The organism is Streptomyces sp. NPDC127190 (genome assembly GCF_042672505.1).
GTDB lineage: Bacteria > Actinomycetota > Actinomycetes > Streptomycetales > Streptomycetaceae > Streptomyces.
This window is the reverse complement of sequence record NZ_JBHXVE010000020.1, coordinates 102,292-125,943: the sequence shown is the minus strand read 5'-3', so window position 1 is coordinate 125,943 and position 23,652 is coordinate 102,292. Positions and strand designations below refer to the sequence as shown.

At 71.5% G+C, this 23,652-nt stretch carries 22 protein-coding genes; 19 read left to right on the top strand and 3 right to left on the bottom strand.

From position 1 onward, the window contains the following. Nucleotides 1–24 precede the first annotated feature (24 nt). A complete protein-coding gene (locus ACFVIU_RS27870) occupies nt 25–594 on the top strand; it encodes an HdeD family acid-resistance protein (RefSeq protein WP_385845848.1) in 570 nt (189 codons plus the stop codon). Nucleotides 595–796: 202 nt separating this feature from the next. After that, nucleotides 797–1,291 (top strand): ATP-binding protein, encoded by a 495-nt coding sequence (locus ACFVIU_RS27865; RefSeq protein ID WP_385845847.1) that lies wholly within the window; start codon nt 797–799, stop codon nt 1,289–1,291. Between the two features lie 24 nt (nt 1,292–1,315). On the opposite strand, the gene idi is transcribed toward ACFVIU_RS27865, so the two are convergent. The 3 genes from idi to galE form a co-directional block, all read right to left on the bottom strand. Beyond that, on the bottom strand, nt 1,316–1,909 hold the full coding sequence (gene idi, locus ACFVIU_RS27860) for an isopentenyl-diphosphate Delta-isomerase (protein ID WP_385845846.1): 594 nt from the start codon (nt 1,907–1,909) through the stop codon (nt 1,316–1,318). Between the two features lie 181 nt (nt 1,910–2,090). Then, complete coding sequence (locus ACFVIU_RS27855; RefSeq protein ID WP_385845844.1) at nt 2,091–3,026, bottom strand: cation diffusion facilitator family transporter; 936 nt, start codon at nt 3,024–3,026, stop codon at nt 2,091–2,093. Nucleotides 3,027–3,197: 171 nt separating this feature from the next. Next, nucleotides 3,198–4,169: a UDP-glucose 4-epimerase GalE gene (galE, locus tag ACFVIU_RS27850; RefSeq protein ID WP_385845843.1), complete on the bottom strand. Its 972-nt coding sequence runs from the start codon at nt 4,167–4,169 to the stop codon at nt 3,198–3,200. Nucleotides 4,170–4,433: 264 nt separating this feature from the next. Between galE and ACFVIU_RS27845 the strand changes: the two genes are divergently transcribed. From ACFVIU_RS27845 to ACFVIU_RS27765, 17 genes are all read left to right on the top strand, one after another. Beyond that, on the top strand, nt 4,434–6,227 hold the full coding sequence (locus tag ACFVIU_RS27845; RefSeq protein WP_385845841.1) for a DUF5941 domain-containing protein: 1,794 nt from the start codon (nt 4,434–4,436) through the stop codon (nt 6,225–6,227). Beyond that, entirely contained in the window at nt 6,224–6,976 is a 753-nt protein-coding gene (locus tag ACFVIU_RS27840; protein ID WP_385845839.1) for a sugar phosphate nucleotidyltransferase, read from the top strand. The genes ACFVIU_RS27845 and ACFVIU_RS27840 overlap by 4 nt, the downstream gene beginning before the upstream one ends. After that, nucleotides 6,964–8,025: an iron-containing alcohol dehydrogenase family protein gene (locus ACFVIU_RS27835; RefSeq protein ID WP_385845838.1), complete on the top strand. Its 1,062-nt coding sequence runs from the start codon at nt 6,964–6,966 to the stop codon at nt 8,023–8,025. The genes ACFVIU_RS27840 and ACFVIU_RS27835 overlap by 13 nt, the downstream gene beginning before the upstream one ends. Nucleotides 8,026–8,038: 13 nt before the next feature. Further along, nucleotides 8,039–8,782, top strand: a complete 744-nt coding sequence (locus tag ACFVIU_RS27830; protein ID WP_385845837.1) for a CDP-alcohol phosphatidyltransferase family protein — start codon at nt 8,039–8,041, stop codon at nt 8,780–8,782. A gap of 5 nt (nt 8,783–8,787) precedes the next feature. Next, nucleotides 8,788–9,660, top strand: a complete 873-nt coding sequence (locus tag ACFVIU_RS27825) for a glycosyltransferase family 2 protein (RefSeq protein WP_385845836.1) — start codon at nt 8,788–8,790, stop codon at nt 9,658–9,660. Between the two features lie 55 nt (nt 9,661–9,715). Next, nucleotides 9,716–10,645: an ABC transporter permease gene (locus ACFVIU_RS27820; RefSeq protein WP_385845835.1), complete on the top strand. Its 930-nt coding sequence runs from the start codon at nt 9,716–9,718 to the stop codon at nt 10,643–10,645. Continuing rightward, entirely contained in the window at nt 10,638–11,417 is a 780-nt protein-coding gene (locus ACFVIU_RS27815; protein WP_385845834.1) for an ABC transporter ATP-binding protein, read from the top strand. Before ACFVIU_RS27820 ends, ACFVIU_RS27815 begins: the two co-directional genes overlap by 8 nt. A gap of 359 nt (nt 11,418–11,776) precedes the next feature. Beyond that, nucleotides 11,777–12,673, top strand: a complete 897-nt coding sequence (gene hpnC, locus ACFVIU_RS27810; RefSeq protein WP_385845833.1) for a squalene synthase HpnC — start codon at nt 11,777–11,779, stop codon at nt 12,671–12,673. Next, nucleotides 12,670–13,632 carry a presqualene diphosphate synthase HpnD gene (gene hpnD, locus ACFVIU_RS27805; RefSeq protein WP_385845831.1) on the top strand — a complete coding sequence of 321 codons (963 nt, stop codon included), beginning with the start codon at nt 12,670–12,672 and terminating at the stop codon, nt 13,630–13,632. The genes hpnC and hpnD overlap by 4 nt, the downstream gene beginning before the upstream one ends. Then, nucleotides 13,632–13,760 (top strand): DUF6380 family protein, encoded by a 129-nt coding sequence (locus tag ACFVIU_RS27800; RefSeq protein ID WP_385845829.1) that lies wholly within the window; start codon nt 13,632–13,634, stop codon nt 13,758–13,760. Before hpnD ends, ACFVIU_RS27800 begins: the two co-directional genes overlap by 1 nt. Continuing rightward, on the top strand, nt 13,757–15,184 hold the full coding sequence (gene hpnE, locus ACFVIU_RS27795; RefSeq protein ID WP_385845828.1) for a hydroxysqualene dehydroxylase HpnE: 1,428 nt from the start codon (nt 13,757–13,759) through the stop codon (nt 15,182–15,184). The genes ACFVIU_RS27800 and hpnE overlap by 4 nt, the downstream gene beginning before the upstream one ends. Beyond that, nucleotides 15,184–16,323 carry a polyprenyl synthetase family protein gene (locus ACFVIU_RS27790; protein ID WP_385845827.1) on the top strand — a complete coding sequence of 380 codons (1,140 nt, stop codon included), beginning with the start codon at nt 15,184–15,186 and terminating at the stop codon, nt 16,321–16,323. Before hpnE ends, ACFVIU_RS27790 begins: the two co-directional genes overlap by 1 nt. Before the next feature lie 120 nt (nt 16,324–16,443). Continuing rightward, nucleotides 16,444–18,465 carry a squalene--hopene cyclase gene (gene shc, locus ACFVIU_RS27785; RefSeq protein WP_385845826.1) on the top strand — a complete coding sequence of 674 codons (2,022 nt, stop codon included), beginning with the start codon at nt 16,444–16,446 and terminating at the stop codon, nt 18,463–18,465. Nucleotide 18,466: 1 nt separating this feature from the next. Then, nucleotides 18,467–19,108 carry a 1-hydroxy-2-methyl-2-butenyl 4-diphosphate reductase gene (locus ACFVIU_RS27780; RefSeq protein WP_385845824.1) on the top strand — a complete coding sequence of 214 codons (642 nt, stop codon included), beginning with the start codon at nt 18,467–18,469 and terminating at the stop codon, nt 19,106–19,108. Between the two features lie 5 nt (nt 19,109–19,113). Then, the gene (gene hpnH / locus ACFVIU_RS27775; protein ID WP_385845823.1) at nt 19,114–20,139 is read left to right on the top strand and encodes an adenosyl-hopene transferase HpnH; all 1,026 of its coding nucleotides are present in this window, start codon (nt 19,114–19,116) and stop codon (nt 20,137–20,139) included. Between the two features lie 223 nt (nt 20,140–20,362). Then, complete coding sequence (gene dxs / locus ACFVIU_RS27770) at nt 20,363–22,261, top strand: 1-deoxy-D-xylulose-5-phosphate synthase (protein WP_385845821.1); 1,899 nt, start codon at nt 20,363–20,365, stop codon at nt 22,259–22,261. Next, nucleotides 22,258–23,643: an aspartate aminotransferase family protein gene (locus tag ACFVIU_RS27765; protein ID WP_385845820.1), complete on the top strand. Its 1,386-nt coding sequence runs from the start codon at nt 22,258–22,260 to the stop codon at nt 23,641–23,643. The genes dxs and ACFVIU_RS27765 overlap by 4 nt, the downstream gene beginning before the upstream one ends. Nucleotides 23,644–23,652 lie beyond the last annotated feature (9 nt).

Here is a 23,652-nt window from a genome sequence, read left to right as displayed (position 1 = left end):
GGGTTGTTGTTCGAGGAGGCGGCGATGGCCAGGTTCCGCAGGCCGAAGGACCGGGCGGCGAAGATGCGCCAGGGGTACGGCTGGCTCGCGGCGCTCGGTGTGATCCTCGTGCTCGCTGGGCTCGTCGGACTCGTCTACACCGGTCTGGCCACCCTGACCTCCATGCTGCTGTTCGGCTGGCTGCTGCTGATCGGCGGGATCGTCGGCCTGCTGCACGCCATCCAGGCCCGTGGCACCAGCTTCTTCTGGCTCGGTGTCATCGTCGCCGCCCTGAACATCGCCGCCGGCGTCGTCGTCATCCGGCTGCCGCACGCGGCGGCCGCCGCGCTCACCATGTTCGCCGCCCTGCTGTTCCTCAGCGCCGGTCTCTTCCGGATCGTCGGCAGCCTGGTGGTGCGTGGTCCGCAGTTCGGCTGGACCCTGCTGCTCGGCGTCTTCGACCTGTTGCTCGGGATCCTGGTCCTCGCCCACTGGCCGAGCAGCAGCCAGTACGTCATCGGCGCCTTCTTCTCCCTGGCCCTGCTCTTCGACGGCCTCGGCCTGCTGGCCACCGGCTACAGCGGCCGCCGGGTCGTGGGGCTCGTCTCGCAGTAGGAGCGGCGGCCCGGATCCGCGGCACGGGAAGAGTGGGGTGCCGCCACCGGACAGGAACGCTCCCACACGTGACCGTGTCATACGCAGTCGGTCAGAAAGCGCTCGATACTCGCTGACTTGTGTTCAGTCAGAGGGGCCGGAGCCGGTCGTTGCCAACACTCGACCTGTGGCGACAATCGAGCGCGAAGGTGGCGATCGGACGATGGACGACCACGGGCGCGGGGCCGGCCCGCGCCCAGCGGGGGGCGCCGAGCGGCAGCCCGATCCACTGCCGTACGAGGGTGTGTGGCGGTTCACCGCCCCCGCCGAGGACGCCTCGGTCCCGCGGGCCCGGCACGCGGTCCGGGACCTGCTGCTGCGCCAGGGCGTACCGGTCTCCGACGATCTGGCGGACGGGCTGCTGCTGATCGTCTCCGAGCTGGTCACGAACGCCGTACGGCACGCGGCCCTGCTGTCGCCGACGCTCGCCGTGGAGGTCGCCGTCGGGGCGGAGTGGGTGCGGGTGTCCGTGGAGGACAACCATCCGTACCGGCCGACCGCCCTGGAGGCCGATCACGGCCGGACCGGCGGCCGGGGCCTGCTCCTGGTCCGCGAGGTGGCCCGGGAGGCGGGCGGGGCGCTCGACGTGGAGCACACGGCGAGCGGCGGCAAGGTGATCTGGGCCACCCTGCCGCTCAAGCCCGCGGCGCTGTCGTAGCCGACGGGCCTGCCGGGCCGGGGTTCACCAGCCCGCGGACGGGCCGGTCAGCTCCCTGATCGCCGGGCGTGCCGCGTCCAGCACCGTCATGAACCACGCCGAGAACGGGTCCCGGGCGTGCCGCTCGGCCAGCTCGGCCGCCGTCACATACGCGGCCTGGGCGACCTCCTCGGGATCCGGGGCGAGTGGTGCCTGCACCAGACCGACGAACAGGTGGTTGAACTCCTGCTCCACCAGGCCCGACACCGGGTCCGGGTGGTTGTAGCGGACGGTGCCCGCCTCCGCGAGCAGCGAGGGGGAGACGCCCAGTTCCTCGTACGTCCGCCGGGCCGCCGCGGCGAACGGCGCCTCGCCCGGGCAGGGGTGCCCGCAGCAGGTGTTGGACCACACACCGGGGGAGTGGTACTTGCCGAGCGCCCGCTGCTGGAGCAGCATCCGGCCCTGCTCGTCGAAGAGGAAGACCGAGAAGGCACGGTGCAGCTGCCCGGGCGGCTGGTGCGCGGCCAGCTTCTCCGCCGTGCCGGTCGTCACACCCTTCTCGTCGACCAGTTCCAGCAAAATCGCCTCTGCGGTGCCGTTCGACGAGTTGTGCGTCGCGGTGGCAGGTGTGATCGGCATACCCATCCTTCGCCTCGGTCCTCGCGCTCCAGTCTGCCGTACGAATCCGGCACTCCCGGCACTTCCCCGCATGTCCGCATGTCCGTGCGCGGCCGGGCGCCGGGAGCGGACCCGGTGGATCATCGTGCCCGGTGGCAGATACACGGAACCCCGCGCCGGGGTCGAACATCCGTGCCCGGGGTCAGTGGCACAGGCGGGCCTCGTGCTCCGCGTGCCCGCTCGGCTCCAGCTGGAAGGTGCAGTGCTCCACGTCGAAGTGGTCGCCGAGGCAGCCCTGCAACTCGTGCAGCATCTTCTCGTGGCCGATGGCGTTCAGCGCCTCCGAGCTGACCACCACGTGCGCCGACAGCACCGGCATGCCCGAGGTGATCGTCCAGGCGTGCAGATCGTGGACGTCCTCCACGCCGTCCAGGGCCAGGATGTGCGCCCGGACCTCCGCCATGTCGACGTTCTTGGGGGCCGCCTCCAGCAGCACGTCCAGCGTCTCGCGCAGCAGCTTCAGCGTCCTCGGCACGATCATCAGCCCGATCACCAGCGAGGCGACGGGGTCGGCCGGCTGCCAGCCCGTGGTCAGGATCACCGCCGCCGAGATCAGCACGGCGACCGAGCCGAGCGCGTCCGCGGCCACCTCCAGGAAGGCGCCGCGCACGTTCAGGCTCTCCTTCTGCCCGCGCATCAGCAGCACGAGCGAGACGGAGTTCGCGACCAGCCCGATCAGACCGAAGACGACCATCAGGCCGCCCCGGGTCTCCGCGGGGGTGACGAACCGCTGGACCGCCTCGTACAGGACGTACCCGCCGACGCCGAGCAGCAGCAGACAGTTGGCCAGGGCGGCGAGGATCTCGGCGCGGGCGTAGCCGAAGGTGCGGTGGGTGCTCGGCGGGCGGCCGGCGAAGTGGATCGCGAGCAGGGCCATGCCGAGGCCCACCGCGTCGGTGGCCATGTGTGCCGCGTCGGCGATCAGCGCGAGCGAGTCCGCGACCAGGCCGCCGACGATCTCGACCACCATGATCGTGAGCGTGATGCCCAGCGCGATCCGCAACCGGCCCCGGTACGCGGCCGTGGCCGTACCCGGAGGCGCCGTGTGTGCGTGCCCGTGGTCGTGCCCAGCCCCCATGGAAACCGCCCTTCCCCGTTGTCTCGGGTCCGTTCTCGTGCCCCAGTCAACTACGGGTGGGGGGTATCGGGCAACGCGGCACTGAACACCGTTGTCATGTGCCCTGACCTGCGGAAACGATCCGCTGGTCAGGGCGCCGGCCGGAGCGCGGGCGGGGGTGGCGGGCGCGGGTCAGCCGCCGTGGTGCAGCCGCCAGCCCTCCCAGGCCGACGCGACCATCTCGCGCACCCCGCGCCGGGCCTGCCAGGACAGCTCGCGGGCGGCCCGCTCGGCGGAGGCGACCGCGCGCGGCGCGTCCCCCGGCCGGCGCGCCTCGACCAGCGGCTCCCGGTGGTCCCCGGTGACCTCGCCGATCACCGTGATCAGCTCGCGCACCGAGACCCCCTCGCCCCGGCCGATGTTCAGCGTCAGATCACCGGAGAGGGTGCCGTCCGCCAGCCGCCGCGCCGCCGCCAGATGGGCCTCGGCGAGATCGGCGACATGGATGTAGTCCCGGACGCAGGTGCCGTCCGGCGTCGGATAGTCGTCACCGAAGATCCGCGGCGCCTCGTCACGGGTGAGCCGGTCGAAGACCATGGGCACGATGTTGAACACCCCCGTGTCCGCCAGCTCCGGGGCGGCCGCGCCCGCCACGTTGAAGTAGCGCAGGCACACCGTGGAGATCCCGTGTGCCTTTCCGGCCGCCCGCACCAGCCACTCCCCGGCCAGCTTGGTCTCGCCGTACGGGTTGACCGGCGCGCACGGGGTGTCCTCGGTGATCAGGTCCACGTCCGGATTGCCGTACACGGCCGCCGACGAGGAGAAGACCAGCCGGCGGACGCCCGCCTCGGCGACCGCGTCCAGGAGCGTGGCGAGGCCGCCGACGTTCTCCCGGTAGTAGCGGGTCGGCTGCGCCACCGACTCGGCGACCTGCTTGCGCGCCGCGAGATGGACGACGCCGGTCACGCCGTACTCCCGCAGCACCTGCCGCAGCCGGTCCCCGTCCAGCGTCGAGCCCTCGGCCAGCGGCACGTCCGCGGGCAGCCGCTCCGGTACCGCCGCCGACAGGTCGTCCAGTGCCACGACCTTCTCCCCGGCGCCCGCCATGGCCCGTGCCACATGCGCCCCGATGTATCCGGCCCCGCCGGTGATCAGCCACGTCATGGTCGTCCACCCTATGCCGACACCCAGGGTGTCCTGGATGCCCGGGTCTGCGCCCACGGGTTTGTGGGCCGGGCCCCCGATCCCCGATGATGATCGCGGCAAAGGCCCGGGCAGGCCCCGTGGACCGGGCTGTGAACGGCCGGTGAACACGGGCTTCCACCCATCCGATACCCTCTGCCGACATGCCGCCCGGGCCGCAGGCAGGGCGCCCACCATGCAGAAGTCCGGTGCCGCCGCGCGCCGGCGTCCAGGGAGTGAGTTCGGTTGTCGACCGCCATCGTCACGGGTCAGCCGGTCCCCGGATCGTCGCTCGACCACGATCTGCGGTCCCTCGGCTTCGATGTGCGCACGGCAGCGGACGCCGCCGAGGCCGAGACCCTGCTCGCCGCCGCCCCGGCCGGCGACCGCGTGGCCCTGGTCGACGCCCGCTTCGTCGGCCACCCGCACGCCCTGCGCCTCGGTCTGACCGACCCGCGCTTCCCGCTCTCCGCGATCCCCGGCGCCGTCACCGCCCAGCCGGCCGCCCGGCAGGCGCTGACCCGGGCCCTGGCCCGCGAGACCTCCGCCGGCGGCGGCACCGGTACGGCCGTGGACGTCGGCAGCCTCGCCGACCGCCTCGTCACCGCGCTCGACGCCGACGGCAGCGCCGTACACCGCCCGGAGCTCGGCAGCCTGGTCGCGGAGGTGCCCGAGGACCCGCAGGCCCGCAACGAGGCCCGGCAGGCCGTCGCCGCCGTCGACGACGAGGCCGTACGCCTGAAGTCGGCCGTGAAGTCCCGGGACGGCTTCTTCACCACCTTCTTCATCAGCCCGTACTCGCGCTACATCGCCCGCTGGTGCGCCCGCCGCGGCCTGACCCCGAACCAGGTCACCACCGCCTCGCTGCTCACCGCGCTCATCGCGGCCGGCTGCGCGGCCACCGGCACCCGGGGCGGCTTCGTCGCCGCCGGTGTGCTGCTCATCGCCTCCTTCGTGCTGGACTGCACCGACGGCCAGCTCGCCCGCTACGCCCTGAAGTACTCCACGCTCGGCGCCTGGCTGGACGCCACCTTCGACCGGGCCAAGGAGTACGCCTACTACGCCGGCCTCGCCCTCGGCGCGGCGCGCGGCGGCGACGACGTATGGGCCCTCGCCCTCGGCGCGATGGTGCTCCAGACCTGCCGGCACGTGGTCGACTTCTCCTTCACCGAGGCCAACCACGACGCCACCGCCAACACCAGCCCCACCGCCGCCCTCTCCGACAAGCTCGACAGCGTCGGCTGGACGGTCTGGGTACGGCGGATGATCGTGCTGCCGATCGGCGAGCGCTGGGCGATGATCGCGGTGCTCACGGCGGCCACGACCCCCCGGATCACCTTCTCCGTCCTGCTCGTCGGCTGCGCCTTCGCGGCGACGTACACCACGGCCGGGCGGGTGCTGAGGTCCGTGACCCGCAGGGCGAGCCGCACCGACCGGGCGGCACAGGCCCTCGCCGACCTCGCCGACAACGGCCCGCTCGCCGCCCTCGTGGCCCGCCTCACACGCGTCCGCCTCGGCGCCCCGCTGCTCGTGGCCCTCGCCGGTACGGCGATCCTCGCCGCGTCCCTCTTCTCCGGAGTGACCTGGGCCCCGGTCGCGGGTGCCGCCGTCTACGCCATCACCGCGGGGCAGGCCCTGTACCGCCCCCTCAAGGGCGCCCTGGACTGGCTGGTACCGCCCCTCTTCCGGGCCGCCGAGTACGGCACCGTCCTCGTCCTGGCGGCCAAGGCCGGGGTGAACGGAGCACTGCCCGCGGCTTTCGGGCTGGTGGCGGCCGTCGCCTACCATCACTACGACACGGTGTACCGCATCCGCGGCAACGCCGGAGCGCCCCCGGCCTGGCTGGTGCGCTCCATCGGGGGGCACGAGGGGCGCACGCTCCTCGTCACGGTCCTGGCCGCGGTCCTCACCGCGGCGCAGTTCAAGGTCGCGCTCACGGTGCTCGCCGTGGCCGTCGCCCTCGTGGTGCTCGCCGAGAGCATCCGCTTCTGGGTGTCCGCTGGGGCGCCCGCCGTACACGACGAAGGAGAACCCGCATGATCGGCCTCGTGCTGGCGGCCGGCGCCGGACGGCGTCTGCGCCCCTACACCGACACCCTGCCCAAGGCGTTGGTGCCGGTGGGGCCCGCGGGCATCGAGGGTGAGCCCACGGTCCTCGACCTGACCCTGGCCAACTTCGCCGAGGTCGGTCTGACCGAGGTCGCGGTCATCGTCGGCTACCGCAAGGAGGCCGTGTACGAGCGCAAGGCGGCCCTGGAGGCGAAGTACGGCCTGAAGCTCACCCTCATCGACAACGACAAGGCCGAGGAGTGGAACAACGCCTACTCCCTGTGGTGCGGCCGGGACGCCCTGAAGGACGGCGTGATCCTCGCCAACGGCGACACCGTGCACCCGGTCTCGGTGGAGAAGACGCTGCTGGCCGCCCGCGGTGAGGGCAGGAAGATCATCCTCGCGCTGGACACCGTGAAGTCCCTGGCCGACGAGGAGATGAAGGTCGTCGTCGACCCCGCCAAGGGGATGACGAAGATCACCAAGCTGATGGACCCGGCCGAGGCGACTGGTGAGTACATCGGGGTCACCCTCATCGAGGGTGACGCCGCCGCCGAGCTGGCCGACGCACTGAAGACGGTCTGGGAGACGGACCCGCAGCAGTTCTACGAGCACGGCTACCAGGAGCTGGTCGACCGCGGTTTCCGGATCGACGTCGCGCCGATCGGCGACGTCGACTGGGTGGAGATCGACAACCACGACGACCTCGCCCGTGGCCGGGAGATCGCATGCCGCTCCTGACCCGGCTCATTCCCTCGCCGGTCGTCGTGGACATCCGCCCGGGTGCCCTGGACGACCTGGGGGCGGTCCTCGCCGATGAACGCATCGCCCAGTCCGGGCGGCTCGCGGTCGCCGTCAGCGGCGGCTCCGGCGCCCGGCTGCGCGAGCGGGTCTCGCCCTCGCTGCCCGGCGCCAGCTGGTACGAGGTGGGTGGCGGCACCCTGGACGACGCGGTCCGGCTGGCCGGCGAGATGAAGTCCGGCCACTACGACGCGGTGGTCGGCCTCGGCGGTGGCAAGATCATCGACTGCGCCAAGTTCGCGGCGGCCCGGGTGGGCCTGCCGCTGGTCGCCGTCCCCACCAACCTCGCCCACGACGGCCTGTGCTCACCGGTCGCGACCCTGGACAACGACGCGGGCCGCGGCTCCTACGGCGTGCCCAACCCGATCGCCGTGGTCATCGACCTGGACGTGATCCGCGAGGCCCCGGCCCGCTTCGTCCGGGCGGGCATCGGCGACGCGATCTCCAACGTCAACGCGATCGCGGACTGGGAGCTGTCCAACAGGGTCAACGGCGAGAAGATCGACGGTCTGGCCGCCGCCATGGCCCGGCAGGCCGGCGAGGCCGTGCTGCGGCACCCCGGCGGCATCGGGGACAACGACTTCCTCCAGGTGCTCGCCGAGGCGCTGGTCCTCAGCGGTATCGCGATGTCCGTGTCGGGCGACTCCCGCCCGTCCTCCGGCTCCTGCCACGAGATCAACCACGCCTTCGACCTGCTGTTCCCCAAGCGGGCGGCGGCCCACGGCGAGCAGTGCGGACTCGGCGCCGCCTTCGCGATGTACCTGCGCGGAGCGCACGAGGAGTCGGCCCACATGGCCGAGGTGCTGCGCCGGCACGGGCTTCCGGTGCTGCCGGAGGAGATCGGCTTCACCGTGGACGAGTTCGTCCGCGTCGTGGAGTTCGCTCCGGAGACCCGGCCCGGGCGCTACACGATCATCGAACACCTCGACCTCAAGACGAACCAGATCAAGGACATCTACGCCGACTATGTCAAGGCCATCGGTAGCTGAACTCCGTCCGGTCGTGCACCCCGCCGGGGTGAAGGACCGGCGCAGCGGTGAGCACTGGGCGGGGCGCCTCTACATGCGTGAGGTCTCCCTGCGGATCGACCGCTACCTGGTCAACACCCGGGTCACGCCCAACCAGCTCACCTACCTGATGACCGTCTGCGGTGTGCTCGCGGCCCCGGCCCTGCTGGTGCCGGGGATCGCGGGCGCCGTCCTCGGTGTCGTCGCCACCCAGCTGTACCTGCTGCTGGACTGCGTGGACGGCGAGATCGCCCGCTGGAAGAAGCAGTACTCGCTCAGCGGTGTCTATCTGGACCGGGTCGGCGCCTATCTCACCGACGCGGCCGTGCTGGTCGGCCTCGGTCTGCGCGCCGCCGACCTGTGGGGCGGCGGCCGGATCGACTGGCTGTGGGCCTTCCTCGGCACCCTCGCCGCGCTCGGCGCCATCCTGATCAAGGCCGAGACCGACCTCGTCGGTGTCGCCCGGCACCAGACCGGCAAGCCGCCGGTCCAGGAGGCCGCCGCGGAGCTGCGCTCCTCCGGGATGGCGCTGGCCCGCCGGGCCGCCGCCGCGCTCAAGTTCCACCGGCTGATCCTCGGCATCGAGGCCTCGCTGCTGATCGTGGTCCTCGCCGTCGCGGACCACATCCGCGGCGACCTGTTCTTCACCCGTCTCGGCACCGCCGTGCTGGCCGGCATCGCGATGCTCCAGACCGTGCTGCACCTGGTGTCCATCCTCGCCTCGCGCAGGCTGAAGTGAGTGCCATGAAGGTCGGCGCCGTCATCATCACCATGGGCAACCGGCCGGAGGAGCTGCGGGCCCTGCTCGACTCCGTGGCCAAGCAGGACGGCGACCGCGTCGAGGTGGTCGTCGTCGGCAACGGTTCCCCGGTGCCGGACGTGCCCGAGGGCGTACGGACCGTCGAGCTGCCCGAGAACCTGGGCATCCCCGGCGGCCGCAACGTCGGCATAGAGGCCTTCGGGCCGGCCGGCCGGGATGTCGACATATTGCTGTTCCTGGACGACGACGGCCTGCTCGCCCGCCATGACACCGCCCAGCTGTGCCGGGAGGCGTTCCAGGCGGACCCGGAGCTCGGCATCATCAGCTTCCGGATCGCCGACCCCGAGACCGGTGAGACCCAGCGCCGGCACGTGCCCCGGCTGCGTGCCTCCGACCCGATGCGCTCCTCCCGGGTGACCACCTTCCTCGGCGGCGCCAACGCCGTACGCACCCGTGTCTTCGCCGAGGTCGGCGGGTTGCCGGACGAGTTCTTCTACGCCCACGAGGAGACCGACCTGGCCTGGCGCGCGCTGAACGCGGGCTGGCTGATCGACTACCGGTCCGACATGGTGCTGTACCACCCGACGACCGCGCCCTCGCGGCACGCGGTCTACCACCGCATGGTCGCCCGCAACCGGGTCTGGCTCGCCCGCCGCAACCTGCCCACCCTCCTCGTCCCCGTCTATCTCGGGGTGTGGCTGCTGCTCACGCTGCTCCGCCGCCCCTCCGGTCCGGCCCTGAAGGCCTGGTTCGGCGGCTTCAAGGAGGGCTGGACCACGCCCTGCGGCCCGCGCCGGCCCATGCGGTGGCGCACGGTCTGGCGGCTGACCCGGCTGGGACGACCCCCGGTGATCTGAGAAGCTTCTTACCTGAAGAGCAAGCTTCTTACCGAGAGAGTCCTGGTTTCCACTCGTGAGTCACACAACGCATGACGGCGGTGTCGCGGTGAGCGCGGCGCCGTCGCCCGACGAGGGGCTGACGGCGGCCGAGCTCGCCGCCAAGTACGGGCTCGCCGTGAGCGGCGCCAGGCCCACGCTCGTCGAGTACGTCCGGCAGCTGTGGGGGCGGCGCCACTTCATCCTCGCCTTCTCCCAGGCCAAGCTGACGGCGCAGTACAGCCAGGCCAAGCTGGGCCAGCTCTGGCAGGTGGCCACCCCGCTGCTGAACGCCGGCGTGTACTACTTCATCTTCGGCGTCATCCTGCACGCGAGCCGGGGCCTGTCCCAGGACGTGTACATCCCGTTCCTGGTCACGGGCGTGTTCGTGTTCACCTTCACGCAGAGCTCGGTCATGTCGGGCGTCCGCGCGATCTCCGGCAACCTCGGTCTGGTGCGCGCCCTGCACTTCCCGCGCGCCTCGCTGCCCGTCTCCTTCTCGCTCCAGCAGCTCCAGCAGCTGCTCTTCTCGATGATCGTGATGTTCATCGTGGCGATCGGCTTCGGCAGCTACCCGAGCGCCTCCTGGCTGCTGATCGTGCCGGTCCTGCTGTTGCAGTTCCTGTTCAACACCGGGCTCGCGCTGATCGTGGCCCGCATGGGCGCCAAGACCCCGGACCTCGCCCAGCTGATGCCGTTCATCCTGCGCACCTGGATGTACACCTCCGGCGTGATGTTCTCCATCCACAAGATGATGGAGGGCCGCTCGGAGATCGCGGTCCGGCTGCTCCAGGTCAACCCGGCCGCGGTCTACATGGACCTGATGCGCTTCGCGCTGATCGACGGCTACGGCGCCTCGAACCTGCCCCCGCATGTGTGGGCCATCGCGCTGTTCTGGGCCGTGGCCGTCTTCGCGGGCGGCTTCGTGTACTTCTGGAAGGCGGAGGAGAGGTACGGCCGTGGCTGAGCAGCACACCGGGGACCGCCGCCCCACTGTCATCGCCGACGATCTGCACATCGTCTACCGGGTCAACGGCGCCAAGACCGGCAAGGGCAGCGCCACGGCGGCGCTCAGCCGGATCGTCCGGCGGGGCGAGGAGCGCGGGGTGCGCAAGGTGCACGCCGTGCGCGGGGTGTCCTTCGTCGCCTACCGCGGCGAGGCCATCGGCCTGATCGGCTCCAACGGCTCCGGCAAGTCCACTCTGCTGCGTGCCATCGCCGGACTGCTGCCCGCGGAGCGGGGCAAGGTCTACACCGACGGCCAGCCGTCCCTGCTGGGCGTGAACGCGGCTCTGATGAACGACCTGACGGGTGAACGGAACGTCATCCTGGGCGGGCTCGCCATGGGGATGTCCCGGGAGCAGATCAAGGAGCGTTATCAGGAGATCGTCGACTTCTCGGGCATCAATGAGAAAGGCGACTTCATCACGCTGCCGATGCGCACCTACTCCTCCGGTATGGCGGCCCGGCTCAGGTTCTCCATCGCCGCCGCCAAGGACCACGACGTCCTCATGATCGACGAGGCGCTCGCCACCGGTGACCGGAAGTTCCAGAAGCGCTCGGAGGACCGCATCCGGGAACTGCGCAAGGAAGCCGGCACGGTCTTTCTGGTCAGCCACAACAACAAGTCCATCCGGGACACCTGCAACCGCGTGCTCTGGCTGGAACGCGGTGAACTGCGTATGGACGGCCCGACCGAAGAGGTCCTGAAGGAGTACGAGAAGTTCACGGGTAAGTGACCCGGTTCGGCAGGGGCCCCGTCGGAAGCCTTCCGGCGGGGTCTCGCGCCTGTAAAGGAAACGTCAACTACGGTGGCCCCGAGGAATCTTGAGGGCAATCGGTGTGTTGTTGTGATGCGCAGGACACCCCCCTGAAGGCAGCTGCGTTGTACAACGTAAGCTGTACCGGTGCCGGAAAGCGGCAAGTAGGGAGATAATGCGCGACACCCTCCACCGGGCCGACCCGCGAATTGCTGGGCGGCGTGTCCGAAATAGTGTGTATTGGGTCGGCAGTGTAGAACGGGAGATGTGACGGCAATGGCTACGGAAACTCCCCAGCTCAACGCAGCATGTGCCGTCCCCGCCCCGGGCAGCGCGCGATGACGGCCGCGGAAACGGCGTCGGACCCGGAGCACGCCACCCTGTCGAAGGCCACGAGCGAGAACTTTCCCGTGGCCCCGTTCTTCCTGCCCAGGGAGTGGCGCGACGACCTCATGGCCGTCTACGGCTTCGCCCGGCTCGTCGACGACATCGGCGACGGCGATCTCGCCCCCGGCGGAGCCGACGCACGGCTGCTCGGTGTGTCGGCCACCGAGGCCGAGAACCGGCTGGCCCTGCTCGACGCCTTCGAGGCCGACCTGCACCGCGTCTTCGACGGCACCCCGCGCCACCCGCTGCTGCGCCGGCTCCAGCCGACCGTCCGCCGCCGCGGCCTCACACCGGCACCGTTCCTCGGCCTGATCGCCGCGAACCGCCAGGACCAACTGGTCACGCGGTACGAGACCTACGACGACCTGCTCGCCTACTGCGAGCTGTCCGCCAACCCCGTCGGCCGCCTGGTCCTCGGGGTCACCGGCACCGCGACCCCCGAGCGGATCCGGCTGTCCGACGCGATCTGCACCGCGTTGCAGATCGTGGAGCACCTCCAGGACGTCGCCGAGGATCTGCGCCGGGACCGGATCTATCTGCCGGCCGAGGACATGAAGCGTTTCCATGTGCAGGAAACCGACCTCTCCGCGAAAACCGCGGGCGCATCGGTGCGCGCCCTGGTTGCATACGAAGCGCAACGCGCCCGCGTTCTGCTGAATGAAGGCGCCCCCCTGGTGGGTAGCGTCCACGGCAGGTTGAAGCTGCTGCTCGCAGGGTTCGTGGCGGGGGGAAGGGCGGCGATCCGCGCGATCGCCGCCGCCGAATACGACGTACTTCCCGGCCCGCCCAAGCCCGGCACGATCCAGTTGCTGCGTGAGGCGGGCGTGATTCTGCGAGGAGAGGGGTGATCGGGGCCGTGGATTCTCCGCCGCACGTGTCCGCACCGGTACTCGCCGCCTACAGCTACTGCGAGACGGTCACGGGTCAGCAGGCCCGCAACTTCGCCTACGGCATCCGGCTGCTGCCGGCGCCCAAGCGCCGCGCCATGTCGGCGCTGTACGCGTTCTCCCGGCGCGTGGACGACATCGGCGACGGCGACCTGGCCGACGACGTGAAGCTGACGCGGCTCGAGGACACCCGGGCCCTGCTCGCCCGGGTCCGCGCGGGCGCGGTCGAGGAGGACGACACCGATCCGGTGGCCGTCGCCCTCAGCCATGCCGCACGCGCCTTCCCGATCCCGCTCGGCGGCCTGGACGAGCTGATCGACGGCGTCCAGATGGACGTGCGCGGCGAGACCTACGAGACCTGGGACGACCTGAAGGCCTACTGCCGGTGTGTCGCCGGTGCCATCGGACGCCTCTCGCTCGGCGTGTTCGGCACCGAGCCGGGCGCGCGGGGCGCCGAGCGCGCGGCCGAGTACGCCGACACCCTGGGCCTCGCCCTCCAGCTCACCAACATCCTGCGGGACGTCCGCGAGGACGCGCAGGGCGGCCGTACCTACCTGCCCGCCGACGACCTCGCCAAGTTCGGCTGCTCGGCCGGGTTCGACCGGCCGACCCCGCCGGAGGGCTCGGACTTCGCGGGCCTGGTGCACTTCGAGGTCCGGCGGGCCCGCGCCCTGTTCGCCGAGGGCTACCAGCTGCTGCCCATGCTCGACCGGCGCAGCGGCGCCTGCGTGGCGGCCATGGCCGGCATCTACCGCCGGCTCCTCGACCGCATCGAGCGCGACCCGGAGGCGGTGCTGCGCGGCCGGGTCTCGCTGCCCGGACACGAGAAGGCGTATGTCGCCGTGCGCGGCCTGTCCGGTCTCGACACCCGCCATGTGACCCGCCATGTCTCGCCGCGGACCATCCGGAGGCGCGTCTGATGGACCGCACCGAACCAGGGGACATGCGCCGGGCAAACCTCCACCACGGCGTGGCGTCCCTGACTGCGACGACTGACCGTGCACCGTTCAACCAGCACGGTCGGCACGCAGGGAAGGACGCACGATGAGCGACGGCTCACGGTCCGCACAGGCGCAGGCACACACCCGGGACAGGGCGGGGCGCAGCGCCGTCGTGGTCGGCGGCGGTCTCGCCGGGATCACCGCGGCACTCGCGCTCGCCGACGCGGGCATCGATGTCACCCTGCTCGAAGGCAGACCCAGGCTGGGCGGTCTCGCCTTCTCCTTCCAGCGCGGCGAACTGACCGTCGACAACGGCCAGCACGTGTACCTGCGCTGCTGCACCGCCTACCGCTGGTTCCTCGACCGGATCGAGGGCGCGGCGCTGGCACCGTTGCAGGACCGCCTGGACGTGCCCGTCGTCGACGTCGCCAAGCCCGAGGGCAGACGGCTCGGCCGGCTGCGGCGCGACCCCCTGCCCGTTCCCCTCCACCTGGGGCGCAGTCTGGCGACCTATCCGCATCTCTCGCTCGCCGAGCGTGCCGCGGTCGGACGGGCCGCGCTCGCGCTCAAGGGACTCGACCTCGCCGATCCGGCCCTGGACGCCCAGGACTTCGGCAGCTGGCTGGCCGGGCACGGCCAGTCGGCGCGCGCCGTCGAGGCCCTGTGGGACCTGGTCGGGGTCGCCACCCTCAACGCGGTCGCGGGCGACGCCTCGCTGGGGCTCGCCGCGATGGTGTTCAAGACCGGTCTGCTGTCCGACCCGGGCGCGGCCGACATCGGCTGGGCCCATGTCCCGCTGGGCGAACTGCACGACCGGCTGGCCCGCAAGGCGCTCGACTCCGCGGGCGTGCGTACCGAGGTCCGTACACGCGTCACCTCCGTCTCTAAGAACGAGAACGGCACGTGGAGCGTTCAGGTTCCCGGCGAGACACTCGAAACCGACGCCGTCGTCCTCGCCGTACCCCAGCGCGAGACCCACGCCCTGCTGCCGCCCGGCGCGCTGGACGCCCCCGAGCGGCTGCTGCGGATCGGCACCGCGCCGATCCTCAACGTCCATGTCGTGTACGACCGTACGGTGCTCACGCGGCCCTTCTTCGCGGCCCTCGGCACCCCGGTCCAGTGGGTCTTCGACCGCACCCACGCCTCCGGACTGCGCACCGGCCAGTACCTGGCGCTGTCCCAGTCGGCCGCGCAGGACGAGATCGACCTGCCGGTCGCCGACCTGCGCCGGCGCTATCTGCCCGAGCTGGAACGGCTCCTGCCGGGTACGCGCGGCGCCGTGGTGCAGGACTTCTTCGTGACCCGGGAGCGCACGGCCACGTTCGCCCCCACCCCCGGCGTCGGGCGGCTGCGGCCCGGCGCCCGCACCAAAGCCCCCGGCCTGTACCTGGCCGGAGCGTGGACCGCCACCGGGTGGCCCGCGACCATGGAGAGTGCGGTCCGCAGCGGCGTGAGTGCGGCCGACGCCGCGCTCGGCGCCCTGGGCCGGCCCCGCCCGAGCCGTCTCTTCGCCTTCGAGGAGGCGGCCTGATGCTCGATCAGCACCCGGCGGCGGGCCCCCGCACCCCCGGTACCGCAACAAGAGGAGAGACTGTGCCCACTGTGCCCCCGGCCTCGACGCCCGCGGGAGGAGAGACCGCGGTGGACGTGACCGCGCTGCTGGAGCGCGGCCGCACCCTGGCCACACCGGTTCTGCAGGCGGCCGTCGACCGCCTGGCGCCGCCCATGGACACCGTCGCCGCCTACCACTTCGGCTGGATCGACGCCGCCGGGAACCCGGCCGACGGCGCGGGCGGCAAGGCCGTCCGCCCCGCCCTCGCGGTGCTCTCCGCCGAAGTCACCGGCAAGGCGCCCGAGGTGGGCATCCCCGGCGCCGTGGCGGTGGAGCTCGTGCACAACTTCTCGCTGCTGCACGACGACCTGATGGACGGCGACGAGCAGCGCCGGCACCGCGACACCGTATGGAAGCTGCACGGCCCCGCCCAGGCCATCCTGGTCGGCGACGCCCTGTTCGCGCTCGCCAACGAGGTGCTGCTGGAGCTGGGCACGGTCGAGGCCGGCCGCGCCACCCGCCGGCTGACCACCGCCTCCCGTGCCCTGATCGACGGTCAGGCGCAGGACATCTCCTACGAGCACCGCGACCGCGTCAGCGTCGAGGAGTGCCTGGAGATGGAGGGGCAGAAGACCGGCGCGCTGCTCGCCGCGTCCAGCTCCATCGGCGCCGTGCTCGGTGGCGCGGACGACACCACCGCGGACGCGCTGGAGAAGTACGGCTACCACCTCGGACTCGCCTTCCAGGCGGTCGACGACCTGCTCGGCATCTGGGGCGACCCCGAGTCCACCGGCAAGCAGACCTGGAGCGACCTGCGCCAGCGCAAGAAGTCCCTGCCGGTGGTGGCCGCCCTCGCGGCCGGCGGCCCCGCCTCCGAGCGGCTCGGCGAGATCCTCGCCGCGGACGCCAAGAGCAGCGACTTCGAGAACTTCTCGGAGGAGGAGTTCGCGGCCCGCGCCGCCCTCATCGAGGAGGCCGGCGGCCGCGACTGGACGGCGGAGGAAGCGCGCCGTCAGCACGCCATCGCCATCGAAGCCCTCGACACCGTCGGCATGCCCGACCGGGTACGGGCCGCCTTCACGGCGCTCGCCGACTTCGTCGTCGTACGAAAGAGATGATCATTATCGGCTCGACAAGCCTCGCGTAGTCGCCGGCCGGTGTCGCACGCACGACGCAGGACACCGGCCGACGGCGGACCCACAGCAGCACGACTCGCACGACTGCACGAAGGGGAAGCCATGACAGCGACGACCGACGGAAGCACCGGGGCGACTCTGCCGTCCCGGGCGGCCGCGGCCAGCGACACCACCCTCATCCCCGAGGCGGCCGGGGTACAAGAAGCCGCCGCGCGTGCCGCCCGGCGCGCCACCGACCACCTGCTCTCCCGGCAGGACGCCCAGGGCTGGTGGAAGGGCGACCTGGAGACCAACGTCACCATGGACGCCGAGGACCTGATGCTCCGCCAGTTCCTGGGCATCCTGGACGACAGGACCGTACAGGCCGCCGCGCTGTTCATCCGCGGCGAGCAGCGCGAGGACGGCACCTGGGCCACCTTCTACGGCGGCCCCGGCGATCTGTCCGCCACCGTCGAGGCGTACGTCGCCCTCCGGCTGGCCGGTGACGCGCCCGACGCCCCGCACATGGCCCGGGCGGCCGCCTGGATCCGCGAGCGCGGCGGTATCGCCGCCGCCCGGGTGTTCACCCGGATCTGGCTCGCCCTGTTCGGCTGGTGGAAGTGGGAGGACCTGCCCGAGCTGCCGCCGGAGCTGATCTGGTTCCCCACCTGGTTCCCGCTGAACATCTACAACTTCGGCTGCTGGGCGCGGCAGACCATCGTGCCGCTCACCATCGTCTCCGCCAAGCGCCCGGTGCGCCCGGCGCCCTTCGCGCTGGACGAGCTGCACACCGACCCGGCCGTGCCCAACCCGCCGCAGCCGCTCGCCCCGGTGACGAGCTGGGACGGGCTCTTCCAGCGGCTCGACAAGGTGGTCCGCGGCTACCGCAAGGTCGCCGTGCGCCGACTCCGCAAGGCCGCGATGGGCTCCGCGGCCCGCTGGATCGTGGAGCGGCAGGAGAACGACGGCTGCTGGGGCGGCATCCAGCCCCCGGCAGTGTACTCGGTCATCGCCCTGCACCTGCTCGGCTACGACCTCGAACACCCGGTGCTGCGCGAGGGCCTCGCGTCGCTGGACCGTTTCGCCGTGTGGCGCGAGGACGGCGCCCGGATGATCGAGGCCTGCCAGTCACCGGTCTGGGACACCTGCCTCGCCACCATCGCGCTCGTCGACGCCGGGCTGCCCGCCGACCATCCGGCGCTGGTCAAGGCGGCCGACTGGATGCTGGGCGAGGAGATCGTCCGGCCCGGCGACTGGGCCGTACGCCGGCCCCAACTGCCCCCGGGCGGCTGGGCGTTCGAGTTCCACAACGACAACTACCCGGACATCGACGACACCGCCGAGGTGGCGCTCGCGCTGCGCCGGGTGCGGCATCACGACCCGGAGCGGGTGGACCGGGCGATCGGGCGCGGGGTGCGCTGGAACCTCGGGATGCAGTCGAAGAACGGCGGGTGGGGCGCCTTCGACGTCGACAACACCAGCCCGTTCCCGAACCGGCTGCCGTTCTGCGACTTCGGCGAGGTCATCGACCCGCCGTCCGCGGACGTCACCGCGCATGTCGTGGAGATGCTCGCCGCCGAGGGTCTGGCGCACGACCCGCGCACCCGGCGGGGCATCGACTGGCTGCTCGCCGAACAGGAGCCGAACGGCTCGTGGTTCGGCCGCTGGGGCGTCAACTACCTCTACGGCACCGGGTCCGTCGTACCGGCGCTGACCGCCGCCGGCCTGCCCGGCTCGCACCCGGCGATCCGGCGGGCCGTGGCCTGGCTGGAGAGTGTGCAGAACGACGACGGCGGCTGGGGCGAGGACCTGCGCTCCTACAAGTACGCCAAGGAGTGGAGCGGCCGCGGCGTTTCCACGCCCTCGCAGACCGCGTGGGCGCTGATGGCGCTGCTCGCGGCCGGGGAGCAGGGCTCCAAGGCCGTCGAGCGCGGCGTCCGGTGGCTGGCCGAGACCCAGCGGGAGGACGGCAGCTGGGACGAGCCGTACTTCACCGGCACCGGTTTCCCCTGGGACTTCTCCATCAACTACCACCTGTACCGGCAGGTGTTCCCGCTCACCGCGCTCGGCCGCTATCTGCACGGCGACCCCTTCGAGCGCAAGCTGCTCGCCCGGACACCGCGTCGCGAGGCGAAGGGGAGCTGAGATGAGCGCCGTGCCCGCCCCGGCCCCGCTGCTGATCGCCTGCGCGCTCGGCATCGAGCACCTCGCCCTGCGCACCGGCGACCGCACCGGGACGGGCGGGCCGGTGAGCTTCGTCCGTACCGGCATGGGGCCCCGGGCGGCGGAACGCTCCGTCACCCGCCACCTCGCCACCCCGGCGCTCGCCGACGCGGCCGTCCTGGCCACCGGCTTCTGTGCCGGGCTCGCCCCCGGGATGCACCCCGGTGACCTGGTGGTCGCCGAGGAGACCCGGGACCCGCACGCCACCGTCGCCTGTGTGGGCACCGAACTGCTCGTCAAGGAGCTGGTGCGCATCCTGCCCGGGCGCACGGTCCACACCGGCCCGCTCACCGGCTCCGACCACGTCGTCCGGGGCCCCGAGCGGTTCGATCTGCTCGCGACCGGGGCGATCGCGGTCGACATGGAGTCCGCGGCCACGCTGCGCGCCGCCGTACGGGCCGGTGAGCGCCCGGTCGCGGCCGTACGGGTCGTCGTGGACGCCCCCGAACACGAACTCGTCCGGATCGGCACGGTACGCGGTGGAATATCCGCGTTTCGCGTTCTTCGTTCTGTTCTTCCCGCATTTTTTGAATGGCACCGTTCTTTGTTGCTCCCCCGGAGGTGAGCCAGATGGCCATGCCGCTGCGTCAGACCGTCAAGGTCGCTACTTATCTGTTCGAACAGAAGCTCAGGAAGCGGGACAAGTTCGCCCTGCTGGTGGAGTTGGAGCCGTTGTTCGCGTGCAACCTCAAGTGCGAGGGCTGCGGCAAGATCCAGCACCCGGCCGGCGTCCTCAAGCAGCGCATGCCCGTGGCGCAGGCCGTGGGAGCCGTTCTGGAGTCCGGTGCGCCGATGGTGTCCATCGCCGGCGGCGAGCCGTTGATGCATCCTCAGATCGACGAGATCGTGCGCCAGTTGGTGGCCAAGAAGAAGTTCGTCTTCCTCTGCACCAACGCGCTGCTGATGCGCAAGAAGATGGACAAGTTCAAGCCCTCGCCGTACTTCGCGTGGGCCGTGCACATCGACGGACTGCGGGAGCGGCACGACGCCTCCGTGGCCAAGGAGGGCACCTTCGACGAGGCGGTCGAGGCCATCAAGGAGGCCAAGCGACGCGGCTTCCGGGTGACCACCAACTCGACCTTCTTCAACACGGACACCCCGCAGACCGTCGTCGAGGTGCTGAACTTCCTCAACGACGACCTGGGCGTGGACGAGATGATGCTCTCGCCCGCCTACGCCTACGAGAAGGCCCCCGACCAGGAGCACTTCCTCGGCGTCCAGCAGACCCGGGAACTGTTCAAGAAGGCCTTCTCGGGCGGCAACCGCAGGCGGTGGCGGCTCAACCAGAGCCCGCTCTTCCTGGACTTCCTGGAGGGCAAGGTCGACTTCCCGTGCACCGCCTGGGCGATCCCCAGCTACTCCCTCTTCGGCTGGCAGAAGCCCTGCTATCTGATGAGCGACGGCTATGTGCCCACCTACCGGCAGCTGCTGGAGGAGACCGACTGGGACAAGTACGGCCGCGGCAAGGACCCGCGCTGCGCCAACTGCATGGCCCACTGCGGCTACGAACCGACCGCCGTGCTCGCCACCATGGGCTCCCTGAAGGAGTCGCTGCGGGCCGCGCGGGAGACGATGACCAGCGGAAAGCAGGAGTGATGCGATGACCGCCGTTCCGCCGGGCGTGCCCGGGGCGCCGCCCCGGCCGCCCGCCCGGCGGCGCCGGTCGCGGCACGCCGATCCGCATCGGCGTCAACGCCGGTTCCCTGGACCGGACCGTCCCCGAGTCCAGGATCGTGGACACCCTCATCGAGGAGGCGCATAAGCAGGCCGAGCAGCACAGTTGAGTCCAGGCAAGGCACGGACCGAGAGGGGGCCGAGCGTGACGATTCTGGAGACGATCCGGGAGCCGCGCGACCTGAAGGCGCTGTCCGAGGCGGAACTCGGCGAACTGTCCCGAGAGATACGCGACTTCCTGGTGCACGCGGTGACCCGGACCGGCGGTCATCTCGGGCCCAACCTCGGGGTGGTGGAACTCTCCATCGCCCTGCACCGGGTCTTCGAGTCACCGGTCGACCGCATCCTGTGGGACACGGGCCACCAGAGCTATGTGCACAAACTCCTGACCGGACGTCAGGACTTCTCCAAGCTGCGCGGCAAGGGCGGACTGTCCGGCTATCCCTCGCGCGAGGAGTCCGAGCACGACATCATCGAGAACAGCCACGCCTCCACCGCGCTCGGCTGGGCCGACGGCCTCGCCAAGGCCAACCAGGTGCGGGGCGAGACGGGCCATGTCGTCGCGGTCATCGGCGACGGCGCGCTGACCGGCGGCATGGCCTGGGAGGCGCTGAACAACATCGCGGCCGCCAGGGACCGCCCGCTCGTCATCGTCGTCAACGACAACGAGCGCTCCTACGCGCCGACCATCGGGGGCCTCGCCCACCACCTGGCCGCCCTGCGCACCACCGACGGCTACGAGAAGGTCCTCGCCTGGGGCAAGGACGTCCTGCTGCGCACCCCCGTGGTCGGCAGCACCGTCTACGAGTCCCTGCACGGCGCGAAGAAGGGCTTCAAGGACGCCTTCGCCCCGCAGGGCATGTTCGAGGACCTCGGCCTGAAGTACGTCGGCCCGATCGACGGCCACGACATCGGGGCCGTCGAGTCGGCGCTGCGCCGCGCGAAACGCTTCCACGGCCCCGTCCTGGTCCACTGCCTCACCGAGAAGGGCCGCGGCTACGAACCCGCCCTCGCGCACGAGGAGGACCACTTCCACAGCGTCGGCGTGATGGACCCGCTGACCTGCGAGCCGCTCGCGCCGTCGGGCGGACCCTCCTGGACCTCGGTGTTCGGCGAGGAGATGGTGCGGATCGGCGAGGAGCGGGACGACGTCGTCGCCATCACCGCGGCCATGCTGCACCCGGTCGGCCTCGGCGCCTTCGCCGCGCGCTTCCCGGACCGGGTCTGGGACGTCGGCATCGCCGAGCAGCACGCGGCCGTCTCCGCGGCCGGCCTCGCCACCGGCGGACTGCACCCCGTCGTCGCCGTCTACGCCACCTTCCTCAACCGCGCCTTCGACCAGCTGCTGATGGACGTCGCCCTGCACCGCTGCGGGGCGACCTTCGTGCTGGACCGGGCCGGCGTCACCGGCACCGACGGCGCCTCCCACAACGGCATGTGGGACATGTCCGTCCTCCAGGTCGTGCCCGGCCTGCGGATCGCCGCCCCGCGCGACGCCGACCAGCTGCGCGCCCAGCTCCGCGAGGCCGTCGCCGTGGACGACGCGCCCACCGTGGTCCGCTTCCCGAAGGAGTCGGCCGGCCCGGCGATCCCGGCCAGCGGCCGCGTCGGCGGCATGGACGTCCTGCACCGCGACGAGAACCCCGAGGTGCTGCTGGTCGCCGTCGGCGTCATGGCCCCGGTGTGCCTCCAGACCGCCGAGCTGCTGGCCGCCCGGGGCATCGGCTGCACCGTCGTCGACCCCCGCTGGGTCAAGCCCGTCGACCCCGCGCTGCCCGCCCTCGCGGCCGGACACCGGCTGGTCGCCGTGGTCGAGGACAACAGCCGGGCCGCGGGCGTCGGTTCGGCCGTGGCGCTGGCCCTCGGCGACGCCGACGTGGACGTGCCGGTACGGCGGTTCGGCATCCCGGAGCAGTTCCTCCCGCACGCCAAACGCGGCGAGGTCCTGGCCGACATCGGCCTCACGCCCGTCGAGATCGCCGGGCGGATCAGTGGGAGCCTGGCCGTCGCGGACGCGCGCGGCACAGCCAAGGAGAGTGAATGACCACCGAGTTCGACCTCGGCGCCCTGCTCGCCGAGCGCGGAGCCGAACGCTACGAGCTGCACAGCCGCTATCTCAACCCGCAGCTCCCGCGGATGCTGCACACCATCGGCTTCGACAAGGTCTACGAGCGGGCCGAGGGCGCCCACTTCTTCGACGCGGACGGCAACGACTACCTGGACATGCTCGCCGGGTTCGGGGTGATGGGCCTCGGCCGCCACCACCCGGTCGTCCGCAAGGCGCTGCACGACGTCCTGGACCTGGACCTCGCCGACCTCACCCGCTTCGACTGCCAGCCGCTGCCCGGCCTGCTCGCCGAGCGGCTGCTCGCCCGCAGCCCGCACCTGGACCGGGTGTTCTTCGGCAACAGCGGTACCGAGGCCGTCGAGACGGCCCTGAAGTTCGCCCGGTACGCCACCGGCAAGCCCCGTGTCCTCTACTGCGACCACGCCTTCCACGGCCTGACCACCGGCTCTCTGTCGGTCAACGGCGAGAAGGGCTTCCGGGACGGCTTCGCGCCGCTGCTGCCCGACACCGCCGTACCGCTCGGTGATCTCGACGCGCTGGCACGGGAGCTGAAGAAGGGCGACGTGGCCGCCCTGATCGTGGAACCGATCCAGGGCAAGGGCGTGCACGAGGCGCCGCCCGGCTATCTGCGCGCCGCGCAGGAACTGCTGCACCGGCACAAGGCGCTGCTCATCGCCGACGAGGTGCAGACCGGCCTGGGCCGCACCGGCGACTTCTACGCCTACCAGCACGAGGACGGCGTCGAACCCGACCTGGTCTGTGTGGCCAAGGCCCTCTCCGGCGGCTATGTGCCGGTCGGCGCCACCCTCGGCAAGGACTGGATCTTCAAGAAGGTCTACTCGTCCATGGACCGCGTCCTGGTCCACTCCGCCAGCTTCGGCGCCAACGCCCAGGCGATGGCGTGCGGCCTGGCGGTGCTGTCGGTGATGGAGAACGACCAGATCGTCGCCCAGGTGCGTGCCACCGGCGAGCTGCTGAAGTCCCGGCTCGCCGCCCTGGTCGACAGCTACGAGCTGCTCGCCGACGTCCGCGGCCGGGGCCTGATGATCGGCATCGAGTTCGGCCGGCCGGCCTCGCTGAAGCTGCGCAGCCGCTGGACCATGCTCCAGGCCGCCCGCAAGGGCCTGTTCGCCCAGATGGTCGTCGTACCGCTGCTCCAGCGGCACCGGATCCTCACCCAGGTCTCCGGCGACCACCTGGAGGTGATCAAGCTGATCCCGCCGCTGATCATCGACGAGGCCGACGTCGACCGGTTCGTGACGGCCTTCACCGCCGTCATGGACGACGCCCACAGCGGCGGCGGCCTGGTGTGGGACTTCGGCAAGACCCTGATCAAACAGGCGGTGGCCAACCGCTAGCACGCGGGG

Bases quoted from the DNA above. Each gene is read 5' to 3' on its own strand.
- ACFVIU_RS27865 (WP_385845847.1), top strand. From the start codon at position 797: ATGGACGACCACGGGCGCGGGGCCGGCCCGCGCCCAGCGGGGGGCGCC.
- ACFVIU_RS27840 (WP_385845839.1), top strand. From the start codon at position 6,224: ATGATCGGCCTCGTGCTGGCGGCCGGCGCCGGACGGCGTCTGCGCCCC.
- ACFVIU_RS27765 (WP_385845820.1), top strand. From the start codon at position 22,258: ATGACCACCGAGTTCGACCTCGGCGCCCTGCTCGCCGAGCGCGGAGCC.
- ACFVIU_RS27870 (WP_385845848.1), top strand. From the start codon at position 25: ATGGCCAGGTTCCGCAGGCCGAAGGACCGGGCGGCGAAGATGCGCCAG.
- idi (WP_385845846.1), bottom strand. From the start codon at position 1,909: ATGCCGATCACACCTGCCACCGCGACGCACAACTCGTCGAACGGCACC.
- ACFVIU_RS27780 (WP_385845824.1), top strand. From the start codon at position 18,467: ATGAGCGCCGTGCCCGCCCCGGCCCCGCTGCTGATCGCCTGCGCGCTC.
- ACFVIU_RS27825 (WP_385845836.1), top strand. From the start codon at position 8,788: ATGAAGGTCGGCGCCGTCATCATCACCATGGGCAACCGGCCGGAGGAG.
- hpnC (WP_385845833.1), top strand. From the start codon at position 11,777: ATGACGGCCGCGGAAACGGCGTCGGACCCGGAGCACGCCACCCTGTCG.
- ACFVIU_RS27835 (WP_385845838.1), top strand. From the start codon at position 6,964: ATGCCGCTCCTGACCCGGCTCATTCCCTCGCCGGTCGTCGTGGACATC.
- ACFVIU_RS27855 (WP_385845844.1), bottom strand. From the start codon at position 3,026: ATGGGGGCTGGGCACGACCACGGGCACGCACACACGGCGCCTCCGGGT.
- galE (WP_385845843.1), bottom strand. From the start codon at position 4,169: ATGACGTGGCTGATCACCGGCGGGGCCGGATACATCGGGGCGCATGTG.
- hpnE (WP_385845828.1), top strand. From the start codon at position 13,757: ATGAGCGACGGCTCACGGTCCGCACAGGCGCAGGCACACACCCGGGAC.
- shc (WP_385845826.1), top strand. From the start codon at position 16,444: ATGACAGCGACGACCGACGGAAGCACCGGGGCGACTCTGCCGTCCCGG.
- hpnH (WP_385845823.1), top strand. From the start codon at position 19,114: ATGGCCATGCCGCTGCGTCAGACCGTCAAGGTCGCTACTTATCTGTTC.
- ACFVIU_RS27800 (WP_385845829.1), top strand. From the start codon at position 13,632: ATGGACCGCACCGAACCAGGGGACATGCGCCGGGCAAACCTCCACCAC.
- ACFVIU_RS27790 (WP_385845827.1), top strand. From the start codon at position 15,184: ATGCTCGATCAGCACCCGGCGGCGGGCCCCCGCACCCCCGGTACCGCA.